The organism is Zarconia navalis LEGE 11467, from assembly GCF_015207075.1.
Lineage (GTDB): Bacteria > Cyanobacteriota > Cyanobacteriia > Cyanobacteriales > Geitlerinemataceae > Zarconia > Zarconia navalis.
In genome coordinates this window covers 1-20,065 of the sequence record NZ_JADEXN010000019.1, presented here as the reverse complement: position 1 = coordinate 20,065, position 20,065 = coordinate 1, and the positions used below count along the sequence as shown (strand labels likewise).

The 20,065-nt window shown below is 51.9% G+C and carries 18 protein-coding genes; 8 read left to right on the top strand and 10 right to left on the bottom strand.

Going from position 1 to position 20,065, the window contains the following annotated elements; all coding sequences use genetic code 11:
• From IQ235_RS02235 to IQ235_RS02220, 4 genes are all read right to left on the bottom strand, one after another.
• On the bottom strand, window positions 1-398 hold a 398-nt coding region (locus IQ235_RS02235), incomplete at its 3' end, for a hypothetical protein (protein ID WP_441373239.1).
• Window positions 399-937: 539 nt separating this feature from the next.
• On the bottom strand, window positions 938-1,198 hold the full coding sequence (locus IQ235_RS02230; RefSeq protein ID WP_264319869.1) for a hypothetical protein: 261 nt from the start codon (window positions 1,196-1,198) through the stop codon (window positions 938-940).
• Window positions 1,195-1,488, bottom strand: a complete 294-nt coding sequence (locus IQ235_RS02225; RefSeq protein ID WP_264319868.1) for a hypothetical protein — start codon at window positions 1,486-1,488, stop codon at window positions 1,195-1,197. Before IQ235_RS02225 ends, IQ235_RS02230 begins: the two co-directional genes overlap by 4 nt.
• A 58-nt stretch (window positions 1,489-1,546) precedes the next feature.
• Window positions 1,547-2,461 carry a tyrosine-type recombinase/integrase gene (locus IQ235_RS02220; RefSeq protein ID WP_264319867.1) on the bottom strand — a complete coding sequence of 305 codons (915 nt, stop codon included), beginning with the start codon at window positions 2,459-2,461 and terminating at the stop codon, window positions 1,547-1,549.
• Window positions 2,462-3,512: 1,051 nt separating this feature from the next.
• Here IQ235_RS02220 and IQ235_RS02215 point away from each other — a divergent pair.
• From IQ235_RS02215 to IQ235_RS02205, 3 genes are all read left to right on the top strand, one after another.
• On the top strand, window positions 3,513-4,484 hold the full coding sequence (locus IQ235_RS02215; RefSeq protein WP_264319870.1) for a glycosyltransferase family 2 protein: 972 nt from the start codon (window positions 3,513-3,515) through the stop codon (window positions 4,482-4,484).
• Window positions 4,485-5,248: 764 nt separating this feature from the next.
• Window positions 5,249-5,722, top strand: a complete 474-nt coding sequence (locus IQ235_RS02210; RefSeq protein WP_264319866.1) for an acyl carrier protein — start codon at window positions 5,249-5,251, stop codon at window positions 5,720-5,722.
• A complete protein-coding gene (locus tag IQ235_RS02205; protein ID WP_264319865.1) occupies window positions 5,719-7,041 on the top strand; it encodes an aminotransferase class I/II-fold pyridoxal phosphate-dependent enzyme in 1,323 nt (440 codons plus the stop codon). The genes IQ235_RS02210 and IQ235_RS02205 overlap by 4 nt, the downstream gene beginning before the upstream one ends.
• A 468-nt stretch (window positions 7,042-7,509) precedes the next feature.
• On the opposite strand, the gene IQ235_RS02200 is transcribed toward IQ235_RS02205, so the two are convergent.
• Window positions 7,510-7,701 carry a helix-turn-helix domain-containing protein gene (locus IQ235_RS02200; RefSeq protein ID WP_264319864.1) on the bottom strand — a complete coding sequence of 64 codons (192 nt, stop codon included), beginning with the start codon at window positions 7,699-7,701 and terminating at the stop codon, window positions 7,510-7,512.
• Between IQ235_RS02200 and IQ235_RS02195 the strand changes: the two genes are divergently transcribed.
• From IQ235_RS02195 to IQ235_RS02185, 3 genes are all read left to right on the top strand, one after another.
• The gene (locus IQ235_RS02195; RefSeq protein WP_405196628.1) at window positions 7,655-10,429 is read left to right on the top strand and encodes a Tn3 family transposase; all 2,775 of its coding nucleotides are present in this window, start codon (window positions 7,655-7,657) and stop codon (window positions 10,427-10,429) included. The genes IQ235_RS02200 and IQ235_RS02195 overlap by 47 nt on opposite strands.
• A gap of 419 nt (window positions 10,430-10,848) precedes the next feature.
• Window positions 10,849-11,100 carry a hypothetical protein gene (locus tag IQ235_RS02190; protein WP_264319862.1) on the top strand — a complete coding sequence of 84 codons (252 nt, stop codon included), beginning with the start codon at window positions 10,849-10,851 and terminating at the stop codon, window positions 11,098-11,100.
• A complete protein-coding gene (locus IQ235_RS02185) occupies window positions 11,097-13,382 on the top strand; it encodes a GumC family protein (RefSeq protein ID WP_264319861.1) in 2,286 nt (761 codons plus the stop codon). Before IQ235_RS02190 ends, IQ235_RS02185 begins: the two co-directional genes overlap by 4 nt.
• Window positions 13,383-13,386: 4 nt before the next feature.
• Here IQ235_RS02185 and cpeY read toward each other — a convergent pair whose 3' ends face one another.
• The 3 genes from cpeY to cpeB all read right to left on the bottom strand — a co-directional run bounded on the left by cpeY (window position 13,387) and on the right by cpeB (window position 16,364).
• Window positions 13,387-14,658 (bottom strand): C-phycoerythrin alpha-cysteine-82 phycoerythrobilin lyase CpeY, encoded by a 1,272-nt coding sequence (gene cpeY, locus IQ235_RS02180; protein WP_264319860.1) that lies wholly within the window; start codon window positions 14,656-14,658, stop codon window positions 13,387-13,389.
• Window positions 14,659-15,240: 582 nt separating this feature from the next.
• Complete coding sequence (gene cpeA / locus IQ235_RS02175) at window positions 15,241-15,735, bottom strand: C-phycoerythrin subunit alpha (RefSeq protein WP_264319859.1); 495 nt, start codon at window positions 15,733-15,735, stop codon at window positions 15,241-15,243.
• A gap of 71 nt (window positions 15,736-15,806) precedes the next feature.
• The gene (gene cpeB / locus IQ235_RS02170; protein ID WP_264319858.1) at window positions 15,807-16,364 is read right to left on the bottom strand and encodes a phycoerythrin subunit beta; all 558 of its coding nucleotides are present in this window, start codon (window positions 16,362-16,364) and stop codon (window positions 15,807-15,809) included.
• A 267-nt stretch (window positions 16,365-16,631) separates the two neighbouring features.
• Between cpeB and IQ235_RS02165 the strand changes: the two genes are divergently transcribed.
• Window positions 16,632-18,053 (top strand): polysaccharide biosynthesis/export family protein, encoded by a 1,422-nt coding sequence (locus IQ235_RS02165; RefSeq protein ID WP_264319857.1) that lies wholly within the window; start codon window positions 16,632-16,634, stop codon window positions 18,051-18,053.
• Between the two features lie 209 nt (window positions 18,054-18,262).
• Here IQ235_RS02165 and IQ235_RS02160 read toward each other — a convergent pair whose 3' ends face one another.
• The gene (locus IQ235_RS02160) at window positions 18,263-18,841 is read right to left on the bottom strand and encodes a tyrosine-type recombinase/integrase (protein WP_264319856.1); all 579 of its coding nucleotides are present in this window, start codon (window positions 18,839-18,841) and stop codon (window positions 18,263-18,265) included.
• Window positions 18,842-18,996: 155 nt separating this feature from the next.
• Between IQ235_RS02160 and IQ235_RS02155 the strand changes: the two genes are divergently transcribed.
• Window positions 18,997-19,449: a DUF4158 domain-containing protein gene (locus IQ235_RS02155; RefSeq protein ID WP_264319855.1), complete on the top strand. Its 453-nt coding sequence runs from the start codon at window positions 18,997-18,999 to the stop codon at window positions 19,447-19,449.
• A gap of 10 nt (window positions 19,450-19,459) precedes the next feature.
• On the opposite strand, the gene IQ235_RS02150 is transcribed toward IQ235_RS02155, so the two are convergent.
• On the bottom strand, window positions 19,460-19,948 hold the full coding sequence (locus tag IQ235_RS02150; protein ID WP_264319854.1) for a hypothetical protein: 489 nt from the start codon (window positions 19,946-19,948) through the stop codon (window positions 19,460-19,462).
• Window positions 19,949-20,065: the final 117 nt, after the last annotated feature.

Here is a 20,065-nt window from a genome sequence, read left to right as displayed (position 1 = left end):
ATATATGAAGTGTGCCGATCGCGCACTTCGACGTGTGCGTTATTCGCACACTTCGATAGTGGCAAGGTTTCGAGCACTTCGTAATCGATCGTATACCACCCCCGACGCTTCCATTGTTTTTTCTCAAATTGGTTGAATTTAACCAGTCCTCGCTCCCGCAAAACCCCCATTGTTTTGCGAAGGCTCCATTTGTTCAGCCAAGGGAATTGCTCGAGCCAATCATCCAAAGTGTTATAGATCCAGCGCGTTCCATCGATAACCCGACCGGCACCCTTTTCGATCCAGTAGTGAATTTGCTGGAGGACGAGCGCGGCATTCGAACCGAGTTCGACGGCTAGCACTGGGGAAAAAGGAATGCTAACCGGGTCTAAGGCGTAAGTTTGGATAGATTCAGTCATTATTTTCTCCTTTGGAGAGAATTGGAGAAAATAATGACTAACTGATGTATCATAAACAGTATTAGGTTATGATACTTTTGTTGGTCGAGACGTTTTCTCCAACGTCTCTCCACTAAGTTTAGTGAAGTCAGCGATGGGTCAGTTTCTCTCACTTTGCCATCGCTGATTTTGCTTTGGTAATATTTTAGAACAGGGTGTTCCCTTAGAATACCCCAAGACAAAAATCATTAAGGTCTGTTAACATTTCAGCGCAGCCAGATAAGAGTAGCCGTATAAAAGTTCAAGCAAGAGAGGTAGAGAAAATCAGGTTTTTCGGTAATGTGACGGCACGAGCCAAACACTGCGACCCCAAAAACCAACCCCCCCAGCCCAAGCAACTAACAGGCGAGCAGTTGCTTGACACTGGTACTCGAACCACGAAATCTTATCGAGCGACTGTTTGAGGAACTAGCCCAATTCAAGATCAGACTAACACCTAACGTAACCGTTCACACTCTCCTCCCTAAAAAAAGCAAGTCTCCAGGTTGGCGTCGGGAGCGCTACATTTCCCGCAGATAGAACGCCCCACCTCGATATTCGTAAGCCTTTCCTAACCGCTCGGTGGTGAAAGCTACCAAACGCTTTGGGTCATCCCGAATGGCTCGAAGTTGACGCTTGCCAGTTCCACACAGTTTCGCCATTTTGGTGTTCGATATCCCGACCCCTTCGTTTGTTACGGGGCGTGGAGACCCCCGCTTGGCGATCTCCAGAGGTGTGGAGGATGGCTCCACTCGGTCGGCTACCCGAGTGGAGCCGGTCACGGGTAGAGGATGGTGACTTTCTCGCTCGACTTTCCCAAGCGGTCGTTGAATTCGTTTAGGCGCCGATAGATAGGGGCTAGACGTTTGTCTAGACCATCAGCTAGTCGCTCGACATCCGCATCTTCCAAATGTTGCCGGGGGTCAATTTCGCCGCTAACGTAGGCGCTGACGAACCACTTGCACAGCTCGGCTCCAGACGTTCCGTTTTCGGCGGCACGGGCGAGGAATCGATCCCATATTTGGCGATCGCATTTGAAAGTGGCGAGCTTCTGATTTCTTCCAAGAGCCATAGCATTAAAAAGGGCTAGTTAATAGTCTAGCCCTCAGTCTACCCCCAATCGCTCGAAATTAGCCGAGTGCTTCCTCCAATAGGTCGGTCATTTCCTGCTGGTGTCCCTGACGGTTGTCGTCGTAAATCTGGAGGGTGCGAATATCGGCGTGACGGCTGAGCCGCTGCACTTTCCGATAGTCCGAATTAGATGCGTCGAGCGCTGCGGTGATAGCGCTGTGGCGAACGCGGTGGGGGGACATCACTTTCTCCACTCCGGCCTGCTTGGAGTACGCTCGGACGATTCGGTAGACCGACGACCCCGCCAAACGACCGGGAGAGTGGGCTTTATCCAATCCGACAAACAGAGGGTCGCTCGGGCGGGTCGTTTCTCGTGCGTCTAGCCAGTTGGCTATCGCATGGCTAGTCCCCCGCGCTAAATCGACCCATTCGCGATTGGATTTCCCTTTTCCCAAGATTTGCAATCGCCCGTTCGTTCGGTCGAAATCGCAAATATCGCATCCCACCACTTCGTTTCGTCGCAAAGCATTTGTCCACAGCAAACGCAGGATCGCGCTGTCTCGCTTACCCTTAAGAGTGGAGGTATCGACTGTTTGTAGAATTTGGCGATACACTTCAACATCAACTCCGGTAGTGTCTCGATAGCGCTCGATTTTGACCGAGCGCACGTCTTCCAAGGTGATAGCGGTCAGACCGATCGCCCTGGCATGGTACACCAACGCTTTGACCGCACTCACGCGCCGTTCGACGGTCGCATCGGAAAGCCCTCGAGCTTTCTGATGCATCTTGAAGCAGACAACGAGCTGCACCGCTTTGGGGGTGGGGAGGCTTAGGAACTCTCGAATTAGAATCTCGGTCAACTCCCGGTCGGGGGCGAGCGCCTTAAAAAAGAGCCGTAAGTCTTTCTCGTAAGCGCGTCGGGTATTGGGTTTATGCTTGGACTCCAGAAAGGAAGTCAGCAGTTCTCGTTTCAATACGGGAGATTCGATGCTCCCCTTGGAATCAGCTAAATTACGGATCATTCTGGCAGTCGATAAGGTTCATTTCCGCTCGCTACCCTCTCATTCTAGTTACTTGTCTAGCCTTAAGTCTAGCCCTATTTGGTGTAGATCTAGGGACAGCTTGACGCGCGGCGACTTGTTGTTCGAGTTATTTTTGCTAGACTCCTTAGTGTAAGGTGGAGTGTCATTGCGTTAAGACGACGATTGGATAACCACCATCGAAATTGACGTTGACGAGAATGAGTTAGAGGTAGTTCGACTGACAACACATCCCCGAACCGATTGAGATGAACAGCTTGACGCGCAAATTCTCCCGAGTCTTATCTCGTAAAAGGTTTAGAAGTGGCGGGTATCTCACGACGAATACTCACATTGACGACTATAGTCATCGAGTGCATTATAGAGTCGAAAAGTTGGAATTGTGTTGAAGCTAATTCGGATAGTAACTCAATAGCTCATATAGCAATTCTACTTTTCTCCTAGCTAGGATTTGAACTCACGAAAATTTGGGGAGTTCACCCGCCCCTATATCTGACTTCTTACGCTTTTCTATTGTTCTTTATGAATTGATATTGTGAATCCTTCTACATCTAATCAGAACGAGCGAGACTCATCAAAGTTGCAAACTGAGAATCCTTCTACATCTAATTCGGACTATCAAGACTTATCAAAGTTGCAAACTGAGAATCCTTCTACATCTAATCAGAACGAGCGAAACTCATCAAAGTTGCAAACTGAGAATCCTTCTACATCTAATCAGAGCGAGCGAAACTCATCAAAGTTGCAAACTGAGAATCCTTCTACATCTAATCAGAGCGAGCGAAACTCATCAAAGTTGCAAACTGAGAATCCTTCTACATCTAATCAGAGCGAGCGAGACTCATCAAAGTTGCAAACTGAGAATCCTTCTACATCTAATTCGGACTATCAAGACTTATCAAAGTTGCAAACTGAGAATCCTTCTACATCTAATCAGAACGAGCGAGACTCATCAAAGCCTCCAGCCGATGGTCTAGACCTTTCGATCGTGGTTCCAGTTTATAACGAGGAAAAAAGTTTACCCGACCTGCTCGAGCGAATTGTAACGAGCTTAGAAGGGGCTAAACTGAGTTACTTAAAAGGGGCTAAACTGAGGTACGAAATTATTTGTGTAGACGATGGTTCGACCAAAGATGGTTCTGCCAAGTGGCTCAAAGATAAAGCTCTAACTCACCCGAATCTAAAAGCCGTTCTTTTGCGGCGCAACTACGGTCAAACCGCAGCCATGGCCGCTGGATTCGACGAAGCGCGCGGTGATGTCATCGTCACCTTAGATGCCGATTTGCAAAATCCCCCCGAAGAAATTCCCCGGCTGCTAGAAGAACTCAACAAAGGTTACGATCTCGTCAGCGGTTGGCGTAAAAACCGCAAGGATGCGGCGCTGACTCGCTTGTTACCGAGCAAAATCGCCAATTGGCTGATCGGGAAGCTCACAGGAGTTAAGCTACACGATTACGGCTGTTCCTTAAAAGCCTATCGAAAAGAGTTAATCGCTCATATCCGACTTTATGGCGAGTTGCATCGATTTTTACCCGCTCTGGCTTATATTGAAGGGGCCAGAATTGCCGAGTTACCCGTCAAGCACTCGAAACGCAAACACGGCGTGAGTAAGTACGGACTGGGTCGAACTTTTCGAGTCGTGATGGATTTATTCACGGTCTTTTTCATGAAAAAGTTTCTGACGCGACCGATGCACGTTTTTGGGATTTTGGGTATTGTTTCGATGACCTCTGGGGTTTTGATGGGGGGCTACTTGAGCTTTCTCAAGCTCTTCTTCAATGAAAGTCTCGGAGATCGTCCCTTACTGATTTTGGCGGTTCTGCTGGTTTTAACTGGGGTGCAGTTATTTTGCTTCGGTCTGCTTGGAGAATTGCTGATGCGAACTTATCACGAATCTCAAGGTCGCCCAATTTATCGAGTCAGGCACGTGATTCCTTCTAAAGGAAGTCAAACGTAAGGGATGTGCGGGAAAATAGTGTACCCGAGTCCTGGGGTCAACGGCCGCAAGTCCCCTACCCCGTATCTTTGAGGCGCGGGTACTTTATTTCTTTGCAAGTCCCTAAAGATTTAGGTGGTTCCAACCCACATTCCGCATTCAAGGTGGAAAGGAGTTTGGGAAGACAGCGACGAACCGAACGCCATTGTTGTAATCACTCCCGATCGTACAGCACATTGCCGGTTAGCGACGAACCGAACGCCATTGTTGTAATCATACCCAATCCGGTTATCGTAACCCACTTATTCAAGCCGCCATAAATTCTTGAAATAAAAGGGTTTAGCCTATTTTTATAAAGGGGGTGTGGCAATGTGCTGTAGTATCACTCCCGATCGTACAGCACATTGCCGGTTAAGGTAAGCTGGATCGACCCAGGGATGGTGTATGTGGGGTTTGATGCCGATGCTGATGAGATCGCACCGGCATCAAACCCCAGAGCTTCCTGTTGGCGAGCTCTTACAGCTATGCCAGTCGGAAGAACTGGTAGTTCGCTCTTCCGACTTGTGGGGCTTCGTGGCACAATAACCATCATATCTTCCCCAAGTTTCGATTCCATTGCTGGTTCCAAACCAGCAATGGAATCGAGGCGAACGCTCTCGCACTTTGTCGTAGCCGTTTCTAGCGCCCTCGCGCGAGGGTACGAACCCGGAAGATGCCCAACAGCCACTCGATGCCTCCCTCGATCTGAAGTGGAGCGCGAGTCGTACGTGATGGAGGAGTGAACGATGCAACTGTTGAACCCATCTTGGAATGGGAAAGAAGACCGACACGCCCCTGAAGTTGAAAACGAAGCAGAACTTTTCGCGGGCGCTTCGTCCCATACCGAATCCGAACTCGCACAGTGGCTGCAAGTTCGACTCGCCCGAGAGTTGGAACTCGAACCCGACCGAATAGACACCCAAAAAGATTTTGCCGATTGCGGTCTGAGCTCCGTCGAAGCCGTGAATCTTTCGGGAGATTTAGAAAATTTTCTCGGATGTCGGCTCCCTCCGACTCTTTTATGGGATTATCCGACCATCGAGACGCTCGCGCGGTATTTAGCTGAGGATACATCGCTAGATGCGACGGTTCGCCCACCAACGGCAAAGGATTTGGGAGAAGATGCCGAAGCAATGCTCGCCCAACTCGATGGCATGTCCGATGCCGAAGTGGATGCTTTATTAAACTCGATGTTATCTCAACAGGAAGGTCGGGGATGACAAATCGATCGGAATCCGAAGGTCGAGCCAATCTTTCACCGGACCGAAAGCGCGCGCTACTGGCGCGTTTGTTAGAACGAAAAGCCAAACAAGCGGCAAAGGGAGAAATCCGAGAGGAATACTATCGCTTCGATCTGTATCCAGAGTACCTTCAACTCAAGCAGCAACTGGCATCTATTGAAAGTCTCGGTCGGGGCAATCCGTTTTTCGTCCCCCAAGAGGGCATCAATCGCGATACCACCACCATCGGCGGTCGGGAACTGATCGACTACGGCACCTATAACTATTTGGGAATGTGCGGCGACCCGGCGGTGTCGGCAGCGGCCAAGCGGGCCATCGAGCGCTACGGAACCTCCGTCTCGGCTTCTCGCCTGATTTCGGGAGAAAAACCCCTGCACCGCGAGTTAGAAAGAGCCATTGCCGATTTTGTGGGGACGGAGGATAGCATCGTTTACGTGGGGGGGCACGCCACCAACGTCACGACGATCGCTCACTTGTTCGGACAGCGGGATCTGATTTTGTACGATTCGCTCTCCCACAACAGTATTTTTCAGGGATGTTTGCTCTCGGGGGCGAGCATCGTCGCTTTTCCCCATAACGATTGGCAAGCCCTCGATCTGATTTTGCACGAGCGTCGAGACCGCTACCAACGAGTGCTCGTCGCCATTGAAGGGGTCTACAGTACCGATGGGGATATTCCCGAGCTGCCGGCATTTATCGAGGTCAAGCAACGTCACAAAGCGTTTCTGATGGTGGACGAAGCCCATTCCATCGGCACCATGGGCCGCTTCGGACGGGGCATCGGCGAACATTTCGGGGTCGCGCCGGGCGATGTGGATTTGTGGATGGGAACCCTCAGCAAGTCTTTCGCCAGCTGCGGCGGCTATATTGCCGGCTCCAGGGCCCTGGTGGAATATCTCAAATATACCGCTCCGGGGTTCGTCTACAGCGTGGGCATCTCGCCCCCCAACGCCGCATCGGCCATTGCGGCGCTCGAACGTCTCAAAGCCGAACCCGAACGGGTAGAGCGCCTGCACGAGCGCGCTCGACTGTTCTCGAGTCTGGCTTGCGAGAAAGGATTGAATACCGGCCCGAGTCCCGACTCGGTGGTGATTCCCATTCTAGTGGGCGATTCTCTCAAATCCGTGAGGCTATCGAACGCCTTATTCGAGCGCGGGATTAACGTTCCTTTTATGATCTATCCATCGGTGCCCCAAAATGCAGCCCGCTTGCGCTTTTTCTTGACTTGTACCCATACGGAAGCACAAATCCGCTATACGGTCGAAACTCTAGGGCGTGTCGTCAATGAAGTTAGATGAGGGGTTTGAGTAGCAACTGATACTGTTAACGAACTTAATAAAAGACAAGTATTCGCGAATCGGCGTAGATCTACGCCTAGATCTACGCCGACTCGGGGTTTGAGTAGTAACTGGACTAGCGGGGGCATTCGCGCAAAAACCTACGGTTTTGACCTGTCAAAAAACTTGAAACTGACCACTTTACTTAATTTTGATTTTTGGATGAGTTTTTTGACACCCATCAAGGCGGGGTAACAGCCAAAAGTCAGGAACAAGAAAAACGATCGTTTTCTTTGTGGTCATCAACTCGACTCTGAAAGGCTTACAGAACAAGGGTTATATCCGAAACCGTAGGTCTCTGTTGAGATGCCCCCGCTCGTCCTACAAGGGGTTTGAGTAGCAACTGTACAGAAACTTACGCTAAGGCTGTAAGTATTGCGGGGCATAGCTTTGAGCTTCTATCTTTCCTCGCTCTCGGACTTGGACGAGCTAGGAGCTGCCATTTTTACCTTGTCGATGTCGCTTAACAATGTCATTCACAGTCGTTTTGCTCAGATGAAGCTCCCTGGCAATCTGACGATAAGAAATTCCTCGTGCTACCATCTGCAATACTTTTGGAGCTAGACGGTCGGACTTGATTCGTTGTCCGGGTTGTCTTCCGAGTTTTTTCCCCTTGGCCACAACCCATTGGGTACACGCCCAAACTATCAAGGAGCATTACGGCTATCGCGATTTTAGCGACCAACCCGAACATTGGCGTTTGGTGCGTTGGTTATACCAACGAGCTTGGATAGGAGGGGAAAGTCCTTCGATGATGTTCGATTTAACCACAGCCCGATTGGTCGAACAGAAAATTTTACTGCCAGGGGTGACGGTGTTATCCCGTTTGATATCTGGAGTGAGAGAACGGGTCGCCAACCGAACCTGGAACGTCCTCTCGAAGTTACCGTTCCCCGAGCAAATCGAGAAGTTAGAAGCCCTGATTGCGGTGGGCGAACAAGCTCGATTAACACCTTTAGAACAACTGAGAAAATCTCCCACTCGCAGTAGCGGACCGGCCTTAATTAATGCCTTGCATCGTTTAGTCGCCATTCGCGAGCTGGGTATCGGTCAGTTAGACGTGGGCAAAATCCCACCGATTCGCTTTAAAGCTCTTTCTAAAACCGCTTTTACCCTTCGAGCGCAAGCGATTGCCCGAATGCCTGCGGCTCGGAGAATTGCCACTCTCGTCGCATGGGCTTACGTCATGGAAGCGGTCGCCATTGATGATGCTCTCGACGTACTGGATTTATTGGTCAAAGATATCTTCGCTAAATCGGAACTCGATGGTAAGAAGACGCGATTGCGTACCCTCAAAGATTTGGATGCGGCGGCTTTGCAACTCTCAAGTGCTTGTCAGGTTCTTGTAAATTCCGATTGTGACGATACTCAAGTCCGAGAACGGGTTTGGCAGCGATTAACTCCAGAACAATTAACCTCAGCCATTGCCAAAGTCGAAGAATTAGCCCGTCCCCCGGAAGATCGTTATCATCAGGAGTTATTACAACAATGGCGTGCCGTTCGTCGCTTTCTTCCCAAACTCCTTTCAATTCTTGATTTTCAAGGGAATCTCGCCGGTCAAAAAACTCTCGCGGCCTGGAAATTTCTCCAATCCATTGAAGGTCACAGAAAACCCAAAATGGATGCCGCACCGTTAAAAATCGTCAATAAAAGTTGGGCTTCTTGGGTGGTTTCCTCTGATGGCAGTATCGATCGCCGCGCTTACACGTTTTGCGTTCTCGAACAGTTATTAGAGGGGTTACGCCGTCGCGATCTATTTGTGTCAAAAGGGGAGCGGTGGAGTAATCCCCGTGCCAAATTGCTACAGGGTCAGGCTTGGGAATCGGCCCGTGCGTCCGTTTGTCGGACTTTGAATCTCAATCCCCAACCCCTACCGGAAATCTCCACCTTACAACAGCAATTAGACCGAGCTTACTCCCGCACGGCTCAAAACCTACCTCAAAACTCACTGGTCCGAATCGAAGTCGATAAAAAAGGAAAAGAGTCTCTGACCATTCGCAATCTCGATAAATTAGACGAACCCAAAAGTTATCTCAAGCTCAAGGAAAAGATAGAAGCATTATTACCCCAGGTTGATTTACCCGAAGTCTTGCTCGAAATTCAGGCCAAGACGGGTTTTATGGACGAATTCACCCATCTGGCGGAGAGCCAAGCTCGAGTGCGCGACCTCTCGATTAGCATCTGTGCGGTCCTAATTGCTGGGGGATGCAATATTGGTCTGTCCCCCTTGGTCCGTCAAGGAATTCCGGCTCTGACTCGAGGGCGGCTCGCTTGGATCGAACGGAATTACTTTCGCCCGGAAACTCTAATTCGAGCGAACGCGCGCTTAGTGGATGCTCAGACCGAAATTCCCCTGGCTCAAAGCTGGGGTGGGGGTGAAGTGGCTTCTGCCGATGGTCTGCGATTTGTGGTTCCCGTGCGGACGCTCAACGCCGGAGCTAACCGGAAATACTTCGGTCAAGGTCGCGGAATCACCTACTATAACTACACTTCCGACCAATTTACGGGCTTTCACGGTCTGGTGGTTCCCGGCACCTTGAGAGATTCGCTCGCGGTACTGGTGGGATTGTTGGAGCAGCAAACCAGTCTGCGTCCCAGAGAACTGATGACCGATACTTCTGGGTACAGCGATGTTGTTTTTGGGTTGTTCTGGTTGTTGGGGTATCAATTTTCGCCTCGTCTGGCTGATGCTGGGGCCGCTCGTTTTTGGCGGCTCGACTCCCAGGCAGATTATGGAATTCTCGATAAGCTGGCACGGCAAACGGTCAAAGTGGAATTAATCGAGCACAATTGGGACGATTTGTTACGAGTCGCGGGTTCCCTAAAACTCGGCACCGTCAGTGCCACCGAGATCGTGCGGGTCTTACATCGAGGGAAGAAACCCTCCACGATTGCCAGAGCCATTGGAGAATTGGGCAGAATTACCAAAACCTTATATCTGCTCAACTATGTCGATGATGAAGCTTACCGCCGTCGCATTTTGACCCAACTCAATCGCGGTGAAAGCCGTCATAGTTTAGCTAGGGCGGTGTTTCACGGTCGTCGGGGCGAGGTGCGTCAACGTTACCGCGAAGGTCAAGAAGAGCAGTTAGGGACTTTGGGGTTGGTGGTGAATGCATTGGTACTGTGGAATACCTATTACATGGATGCGGCTTTGAGTCAGTTGCGTTCGTCCGGTTGGGAGATTGCAGATGAAGATAAGGCTCGTTTATCTCCTTTGCCCCATTCTCATTTCAATATGTTGGGTCGCTATCAGTTTAGTTTGCCTGAGGAATTGAAGGATGGAGGGATGCGACCGTTACGGGAGGTCGAACCTGGAGACGAACTGGTCGATTTGGAGCTTTGGTAGAGTCAACCGGACCGAGACGGAGCCACGATGGGTTCTGAAAGTCATGGAGCGCAAGCTTTTCAGCCTTAGCGTAAGTTTCTGTACAGTTGCTACTCAAACCCCTACAAGTAGCATTCGACGAACGAAAATACAGCCACCACCCACTTTTTGAAGGAAGAGGAGATCGCCCCAAAGCGTGTTTTTGAATTCGCCAACAGCATCAGAGCGCGTCTAAACTCCAGTCATTTACTGGGTTGGTATAATGGTATTCGTTGTGAGAAATCAAACTCACCCCACTGTCTTGACCTCAACGGGCTAACTTCGCGCGTGGTAGTAATATACTGGCTGCAGGTCAAGTAGCAGCTCGAAGAACGGGAACGGTCGTGCCTGGCACGCGCCATACCAACCCTCGCGTAAAATTGCGAAAATCAAACAGGTTCATGACGTATTTGTCTGCCTTGGGAACCCGGACGGTAGCCCGGTCGAAGTGCGAGCTTTGTCGCGGTCGGTGCTGGGGAACCGAACCGGACCGGCGGACGTGGTGTAAAACCAACAGATCTTCGGGTATTGCAGCCACGACCCGCGAAACCGACCGCCGGTGGAATTGGGTTGAAAAGCGTCCGGTCGCTGGCAACTTGCGAGCTGCCCGAGCCGAAATGCAGTGTGAAGTCGGAGCGGTAGAATCACGGTGACACAGCTTTCAGAAGACATTGACGAGTTAACGGCCCCGCCTCAAAAAGGCTTAAATTTTCGCCCCCTCTCCAGGATCGTTCAGCGTAAGGCCATCCTCGTAATCGGCGTGACGGGCATCGCGTCGGTGGCCACCGCCGCTTTGATTTCAAGGACTCAGCCGCCTCCGGTCTTTGCGGGCAACTTTCAAATTTTAGTCGAACCCGTTTCTTCCGAAGCCAAATTCGCACAGCCCGCGACGCTCACGCGAACCAGCGGTGCCCCTAACGATAATTTGTTTAGCTTGGACTACCCCACTCAGCTTCAAATTTTGCAGAGTCCGGGGATGTTCTCAGATATTGTCGAGCAAGTTCAAAATCGCTATCCCAACTTCAGCCTCAACGATTTGCGAAAAAACTTAGTCGTCGAACGAATTGGGAAAGGAAGATTCGACCAAACCAAAGTCCTCGACATTCAGTATCAAGGCTCGAATCCGGGCTTGGTTCAATTTGTCTTGGAACAAACCACCCAAAAATATTTAAAGTATTCCCTCGAAGAGCGAACGACTCGCATTAGCGAAGGGGTGGAATTTATCGACGAGCAACTTCCCGATTTAGAAAGTCGAGTCAACGAAGACCAAACTCTACTCCAACAGCTTCAACAACAATACGAACTTATCGACCCTCAAGCTCGAGGGGAACAACTCTACGGACAAATCCGCGACAAGGAAGTACAACAACTCGAAACTCAAAGAGAGTTGCGAGAACTCCAAACACTGTACGGTCGCTTGCAAGAGCAATTACAGTTTACCCCCGAAGAAGCGCTCGTGGCCTCGGCTTTAAGTGAAAACCCCTATCGCGCCACTCTTCTGGCGCAACTCAAAGAAATCGAAAGTCAAATGGCCGTCGAATCGGCCACTTTTAATTTAGCCAGTCCCGAGATGCAGCTTCTTGAAGACAAACGGCAGAACGTACTGGCGTTATTGAATCGAGAAACCCAAGACATTCTCGACGCGAACGCCTACGCCTCGCCGAGCGCGCCATCGGCTTCGCCGAAGCCGAGTAATTCGGTATTCTCCTTTCAAACTTCGTTGCGTCAGAATCAAATTCAACAACTCGTCGAAACCGCCAGTCAAATCCAACTTCTAGAGGTTCGTCTGAATGCTCTGACCGAAGCGCGAGAGGATTTCGAGCGCGACGCCCAAGAAATTCCCGAGGTGACTCGCCAGTATGCAGAAATCCAACAGCGACTGGCACTGACCAATCAAACCCTCAACCAACTTCTAGCCCAGCGCGAAAAACTGCGGGTCGAAGCCGCTCAAGATAATTTTCCCTGGGAAGTCATTTCTCCCCCCCAAATTCCCCTCGATGCGGACGGCGAACCCGTTCCCCTGCCTTACGATTCGAAGAAAAAGCTGCTCGCCGGCGTTATGGGCGGTCTGTTGCTCGGCGCGGTGGCCGCGGTGGTCGCGGAAAAGGTTCGCGATATTTTCTACACGGTCGAAGATTTTGAAGACGATGTCGAACACCCCGTCTTGGGGGTGATTCCCCTTCAAGACACCGACGAGTTCCGCAGACTCGGGCCTCCGTCGCGACCCGACTCGGGTCTTTCTGGGGTGATACCGAGCGATGAGGGCAACCTCTCTCAATTTCAGGACGCTTTCGATACCCTCTACGCCAACATTCGCTTTCTTTACGCCGAACGTTCGATTCGCTCTTTAGCGATTGCGTCAACTGAGGTCGGAGATGGGAAATCAACCGTTGCCCTTCACTTAGCGCTTACCGTTGCCAATATGGGTCAGCGAGTTTTGCTCGTTGACGCGAACTTGCGAGAACCAATGCTCCACGCGCGACTGGGAATCCCAAACCGCAAGGGACTCAGCGACCTTCTAACGGATAAATTAGTTCCCAATTCCCTCGTCGAGCCGCTTCCCCCGGCGGATAATTTGTTCGTGCTCACGGCGGGAAAACCCTCTCCTAAGTCGATCAAGTTGCTCGGTTCGGCTCAAATGCAGCATATTGTCGAAGAATTTAAGGCCACCTTTGACTTTGTCATCTACGATACCCCCGCCATGCATCACTTTATGGATGCAATCTTTCTCGCCGCTCACGTGGATGGAATGCTGACGGTCGTGGGATTGGCGAAAACTCGCAAGTCGTTAGTTTTACAGACGTTGGAGCAGTTAAGTGCGTTTCGCTTGCAAAATCTCGGGGTCGTCATCGACCGCGTATCGTCCCCATCTTCTAAGACCGTACCCGATTTATACGGCGGTTCCATCGAATCCGAATCCAAACTTCAGCTATAGTTTTTCAAGCGCGAGCGCGAGCTTTCAAGCGAATTAAGCGGTCTTCATCGCCGGCGGCCATTTCTGGCCCTAACGTATCTCCCAATTGCTCTAAAGCCATCAAACAGGCATATTTGAGATGGAAAATGGGGGTACTCAAGCACTCTTGCAGGAGGGGGACGGCCCGTCGGTCTCCCAATTCTCCCAAAGCAATGGCCGCCGCCGCGCGGGATTTTTGAAATTGAGGGGCCTTGTTGTGCAGACCCTGTTGGACGAAAAAGTCGTAGGCATCCCCACCCCCGAGCCAACCCAACAATTTGATGACGTGGTAGTGCGCTCCGTAATCGTGATGGGCTTTCTCCTCAAAAGTCTCGATCGAAGCGGCAGCGGCGCGGTCTGGGTAGACATCGAGCAGGGTTTGGCTGGCGAGATAGCAGCGCCCGAAGTCGGTCTGGTAAAGCTCGCCGATGGCGAATTCTAAAGAGGGCGTGCGGTCGTATTCATGTACCATATTCAAATCGCCGGGACGATCTCGCACCACCCGATCGAGGTCGGGTTCGATTTGCGCGAACGTTATCGACCCCTCGCCAATCCCCGCATTGGCTAACGAACGGATGCCTCGCAAGCGAAAGACGATCGACACCGGACATCTGGCAATGTGGGGAATGGCGTCGTAATATCGAGCGTCGATGAGATCTTGAACGCACGCGCGGCGGACGTTGACGTTGGCGTGCGATAGCAATTCGACGACTCGATTCATGCCGCTGTAGTCCCCCGCCAGCCGAGCGATGGCGGAAATCGCCGCACTCGCGACGGTTTCGTCTTCCGACTCGGTCAATCTTTCCACCCGCTCCAGCGCATTTTTGTAGTTGAATTTTGACAGAACCCGGATGATGGATCGATAGTTTTGACCGGGTCGCGCCAGCAATCGAGCGATTTCTTCGTGAATGGTTTCATCCTCCGTCCCGATTTCGCCAAGAGACCAAACGGCATTTTCGACGGTATAGCAATCTTCATCGACCAAACAAGCCCGAATTGCCGGTAAGGCTTCGGCGGCCTTCAATCGCCCCAAACTTTCGACGGCTTTACGACGGGCAATGCGATGGTAAGTTGCCGGGTTCGGATCGCGAAGGGTTTCGATCAGAGCGCGAATCGATCGCTCCGTAGGAAAATTTGCTAAGTGAGAGGCACCGACGTAGCGATCGCAGCGGTCTTCGAGTCGGTCGCTCGACGTTTTGAGCAAGCTGATGGCTTGTTCTTCTGTTAAACCGAAAATATTGGCAAATCGTCGATCCATTTCAATCACGTGCGGGCTCGTGCCCTCTCGAATGGGAGCGTTTAGATTGGTTGGGATGCTCGGTAAGTTTTACTTCTAGCAGGATGTCCCGCCGCCAAACTTAAATAGACATCTCCGACAGAAGAGGGGTCGAGCGCCATGCAAGTCCGTTAGGACGTTTGGGAAAATTGCCCGATACCCAGAGCGACGATACGCACATCGGAAATAGCAACGTCCCAATGCATTTGCGTAGTGCTATACGGTGGGCTTGACTTGACGCGGTCGCGTCACGTGCTGATTCTGGCGTCGAACTGTTTCGCTCGCGGTCCTCTCCCCAGACCGACACGAGAGCGATCTTTCCTCTTGCGGTCAAAAACATCTCCGAAAATTAATCTCAAACCTTGATGTTGCCGGGTTTGAAACTAAGTTTTCGGAGATGTCTGTTGGGAGAAAATCTCCAAAGGAGAGACCGCTGCGACGTTCGACCGCGGGGTGCTTCCGAAGCGCGGTTCTGTCTAGAAACCTCGCGTTGAGTGGGAAGCGTTCGGGTCGCCGCTGCGAATCTCGAAGGAAGAACTGGAAAATTCCAGTGACTTCGCGTCCCTAGGATAGGGAGTTAATGACGTAGTCGAGAAGGGCGTTGTACTCCGTGAGCGCTTGAGCGGACATGTCCCGAGGAGCGCAACCGCGAGTGCGGATGAAAGAGAGGGCGGCAACGTAAGGAGCCGTCGGCAAATTCAAGGCTTTGTAGACTTCGCGCTGTCCGGCAATTCCCCACTCGTCCAAAGGACCCGTACCGCCGACGACGAGGCAGTAGTTGACCAGGCGCAGGTAATGCTTGATATCGCGCAAGCACTTATCTTTGAAGGTTTGGGTGGAGTTGGCTTCACCTTCGTTATTGAGGTAAGAATATTTCTTGATGCAAGCGTCGTAGCCTTCTTGGGCGACGGCATCGAGATTGCCCGCGAGCTTTTCAGCGGCTTCCATGCGGGCGGCCGCGCGTTGCAAGCTACCTTGGACGGATTCTAAATCGGACGTGCTGGGGAAGCGACCTGCCGCATCCGCAGCGGTAACAACGGTCGTTACAACTGATTTCATTTTTTTCTATACTCCAGGTTGGATTTGCTCGGGTGTTGATTTCAACGCAATCGGCTTCGGGGCTAGAGGAATTAGCTCAAAGCGGAAATCACGCGGTCGAAGTAGCCGGCGGCTTCAGACGCCAGGCTCGAGCAATCGCCGTCGGCAACTGCCATTTGGCGGAACTTGCTGCTACCGGCTTGGGCTTCGGTGTTCGTATTGGTGATGTGAGCGGTGCTAGAAGCCTTCATGATCTGGACGGCGCGCACGGTGGAGGTGGCGGGAACGCCCAAAGCGGTATAGGTTTCTTTGAGACCGTTCAAGCAGCGGTCGTCTAAAACCGAGGCATCGCCGGCAAGCAGCGCGTAGGTGACGTAGCGCAAGACGATTTCGCCATCGCGCAAGCAAGCAGCCATGCGGCGGTTGGGATAGCAGTTGCCGCCGGCTTGGATCAAGCCGGTGTTTTCGCAAATCATACCGGCGATGGCATCGGAAACGATGCAGCTGGCGTTGCTGGCGATGGCGTTAACGGCATCGAGGCGCTTATTACCCTCGGCCACGAATGATTTGAGTTCGTTAATTTTGTCGCTGCCAATGGGCGAGGTGCTCGAATCTGCCGAAACTACGGCTCTAGAAAAAGCGTCAAGCATTTAAATCTCCTTTTCGATCGACAAGATTTTTTGTAGAGTTACGGCTCGACTGAATTCGAGCCATCTGTATTTATAGAAAGTAAGAGATGACAGAGGTAAGCGTCTCATTTATGAAAGACAAAGTAACAATTTGTTATCTTCGGGAAAGCCGCAGGAGATCGAGTATTAATCGATCTCCTACGGCACGAGCTTTTCAAGATCGGTTTTGGGAATTCAATTCCACGCCATTGAGTTCGTTCCCTCGCGCTCGTTTATTTATCGACCTCTATGTCTTCTCTAATTTTCCTTCAATCTTTCGCGAGTTTGACCCTGTTAACTCAAAGTCACTGGGTGACTCAATTACCATCGGTTCCCCTTCCCCCCCCTCCACTCCCGGGCTCGGGAAACAAACCCGCACCTTCCACTCTCAACCGAGCCGTTTCTCCCTCACCCGCAGAGGCAAGCTACATTTTAGGAGCGGGCGATCGCCTGCGGGTGGATGTATTTGGCGTCCCGCAGTACAGCGGGGAATACCTGGTTTTACTCGATGGAACGATTAACCTACAAGTCATCGGTCGCCTATTCGTGAGCGGGTTGACCCTGCCTCAAGCTCAAGACCTGATCTCCGGTCGATACGCGCCGTTTCTGAGAAGACCGCTGGTCGCCCTGGTTTTACTCGAACCTCGCCCCGTACAAATTGCCGTTTCAGGAGAAGTCAACCGCCCCGGTTCGTATACGCTGACAACCCAGGCGGGTCGGTTATTTCCCACGTTGACCGAAGCGCTTTCGGTCGCCGGTGGCGTCACCCAAGCCGCCGGGGTCCGACAGGTTCAGATCCAGCGCGGCGAGCGCACCCTAGTGGCAAACCTCTTAGACCTGACGCAAAACGGTGCCGTCGACCAAGATCCGATCCTGCTCGATGGGGATAGCATTTGGATTCCCACCGCCGAAAGTTTTGATGCCCGGCGCAGTCGCGCCATCGAGTCGGCGACGTTTTCGCCATTGGCGGGCGAACCCATTCAAATTGCCGTGGTCGGAGAAGTCTTTCGACCCGGTCCTCACACGGTGAGCCCAGAAGGGGGAATTGAAGTCCCGCCCACGGTCACCCAAGCGATTGAAGTCGCCGGCGGGATTACGGATTTAGCCGACATTCGCCGCATTGAAGTGCGCCGCCTGACGCGAGAGGGAGCGCAAACGATTGAAGTCAACTTGTGGGAGCTTTTACAGTCTGGGGACATCGCCCAAGATATTATTTTGCAAACGGGAGATACGATCGCCATCCCTACCGCCAGAGAAATCGATCCCACGGAAATCGAAGCCCTCGCTTCAGCTAGCTTTTCCCCCGATACCATTCAAGTTAACGTCGTTGGCGAAGTCGTTCGACCCGGACCGGTGGACGTTCCCCCCAACACGCCGTTAAACCAAGCCCTGCTAGTAGCCGGCGGCTTCGATCCCATCCGCGCCAGCGATAGTGCCGTCGAATTAATTCGCCTGAATCCCGACGGCACCGTTTCTCGGCGAGAAATTGCCATCGATTTCGAACAGGGGATCGATACGATCGGCAATCCTCTTTTACAAAATAACGATGTAATTGTGGTAGGACGATCGGGTTTGACGAGCGTTGCCGATACCGTTGGGGAGGTTTTGCGCCCCGTCGGTAGCTTTTTCTCGTTTCTCGGCTTCTTCCGCATTTTTCAAGGCGGTCGATGAGGCGTAGATGGACTAGGCGTAGATCTAGGACGAGCGGGGGCATCTCAACAGAGACCTACGGTTTCGGATATAACCCTTGTTCTGTAAGCCTTTCAGAGTCGAGTTGATGACCACAAAGAAAAGGCGTAGATCTAGCGAAGCTGTCACCAGGGGCAACAAGCTCCTGAAACCATTGCCCCATAAGCATTGCAGACTCAAAACTTGACGCCTTAATCCCATAGTCCCTCGAATCTAGCCCCGGACAGGTGCGTATACCGGACGGTGTTCTGAATATTGGCATGACCGAGATAATCCTGAATGGTTCTCGTATCGATACCTTTATTCGCCAAATAGTACCCACAGGCATGACGCAAGAGATGGGCGTGAACGCCAAACTCAAAGCCCACCCTTATTCCCCCTTGGCGAACGATATGACTGATACTCCTGGGGCTCAACGGGGTGTGGCGATTTCCCGTAAAGACAAAAGGCGATGGGGCATTCTCTCTTTTGAGTCTTCTTAAGGCTCTGAGTTCATCACCCTGAAGGGGATGGCGACCGGAACGAGACCCTTTGACGCGCCGAATGTAAATCGTGCCTCCGGCTAGGTCTACGTCCGACCATCTCAGATGAGCCGCTTCCGAACGGCGCAACCCGTGGCGGTAAAGCATGAGGATGAGGGTGGCATTGCGAAAAGCGTACCATCCCCCTTGCTTCTTCACCGCTTCAATTAACCGCTTCACTTCCCGAGGGGTGAGGTGGTCTCGAACAATTTTGCCGCTTTCAGTAGTTGGGGCACTGAGAACTCTCATCGCTTGCCCTCCTTCAACGTCTTGTCTTACCTCGATTGTAGGAAAAGAGAAATGAAGGCGAGCGGGGAATTTTGCCGTAACTGCTTAGAAGCTGCAATATTCCCAGGGCAGAGAATTCGGGATAATACGGGCGCACCCACTCACCGCGACCGTCCATGAAACGCAACTGGCAGCCCGAAGAACTCATCGAACACTGGACGCTGCTCCCGACAGAACTCGACCTCCTTACCCAGAGAGGAGCCACCAACCGCCTGGGATTCGCCGTATTGCTCAAGTTCTACCAGTACGAGGGTCGCTTTCCGATGACCCCAGCGGAAATTCCCCCGGCAGTTGTCCGCTACGTTGCCGACCAACTCAAGTGCGACCCCGACCAATTCGGGGACTACGACTTTTCGGGTCGCACCATCAAAGCCCACCGCGCTCGGGTCCGCCACACCCTCGGCTTTCGGGAAGCCACCGTCGAAGACGGTCGCACCCTGACCGCTTGGCTGGAAACCCAGATGCTCGCTTACGACCTCAAACTCGAATCTCTCACCCAGGCAGCTCTCCACCACCTTCGCCACCTCAAAACCGAGGAATGCCGAAAAATTCCGCCGTTCGATGCGTAGTGCTATACCTTCACTCCAAAAATCTTCGGGTGGGGAACCGAGCGACCATTTTTTCGTAAAGATAGCGATTTCCATCGCGATCGAACACCCACAATTGACCTGTGGCTCGATCGAGCGTGGAGGCGATTACTATTCCCGCTTTTCGCGCTGCCTCAAACCATTCGCCAAATCCCTCCGGTGCTGAAGTGGTCGAAGGTTCCGGTTTCCAACGATTCTCGATCGCCCGCACTAGAAAACCGGCGGGATTCCGCAAAGTCTGGTGAGTTTGCCGCTTGTGCCGTAACAAAGCGATTGCATCTTTAACCACTTGCACCGATGCGAGTTTCACCACTTTTTCAATTTGGGGGTTTACCCGCACTCCCAAGTCTTTAATTTGTTCGATGGGCGTGTTGGTTTTAGTGGTTGCTGCCTCGGGAGAACGGGAGTCGTCAGGTTTTTCAAAGTCTTGAGAAGATGTCTCGGGCTCGGTTTCACCCGCTGGAGAATGCGTTCCCGCCACCGTTTGGGATCTCGGATCGGTTCGATCGATATTTTTCGAATCGGGGTCGACCGGGACGGACTTCTTTCTTGGTTTTTTTCGAATCGAATTTTTTTTATCAGCAGGGTTGGGTGGGTG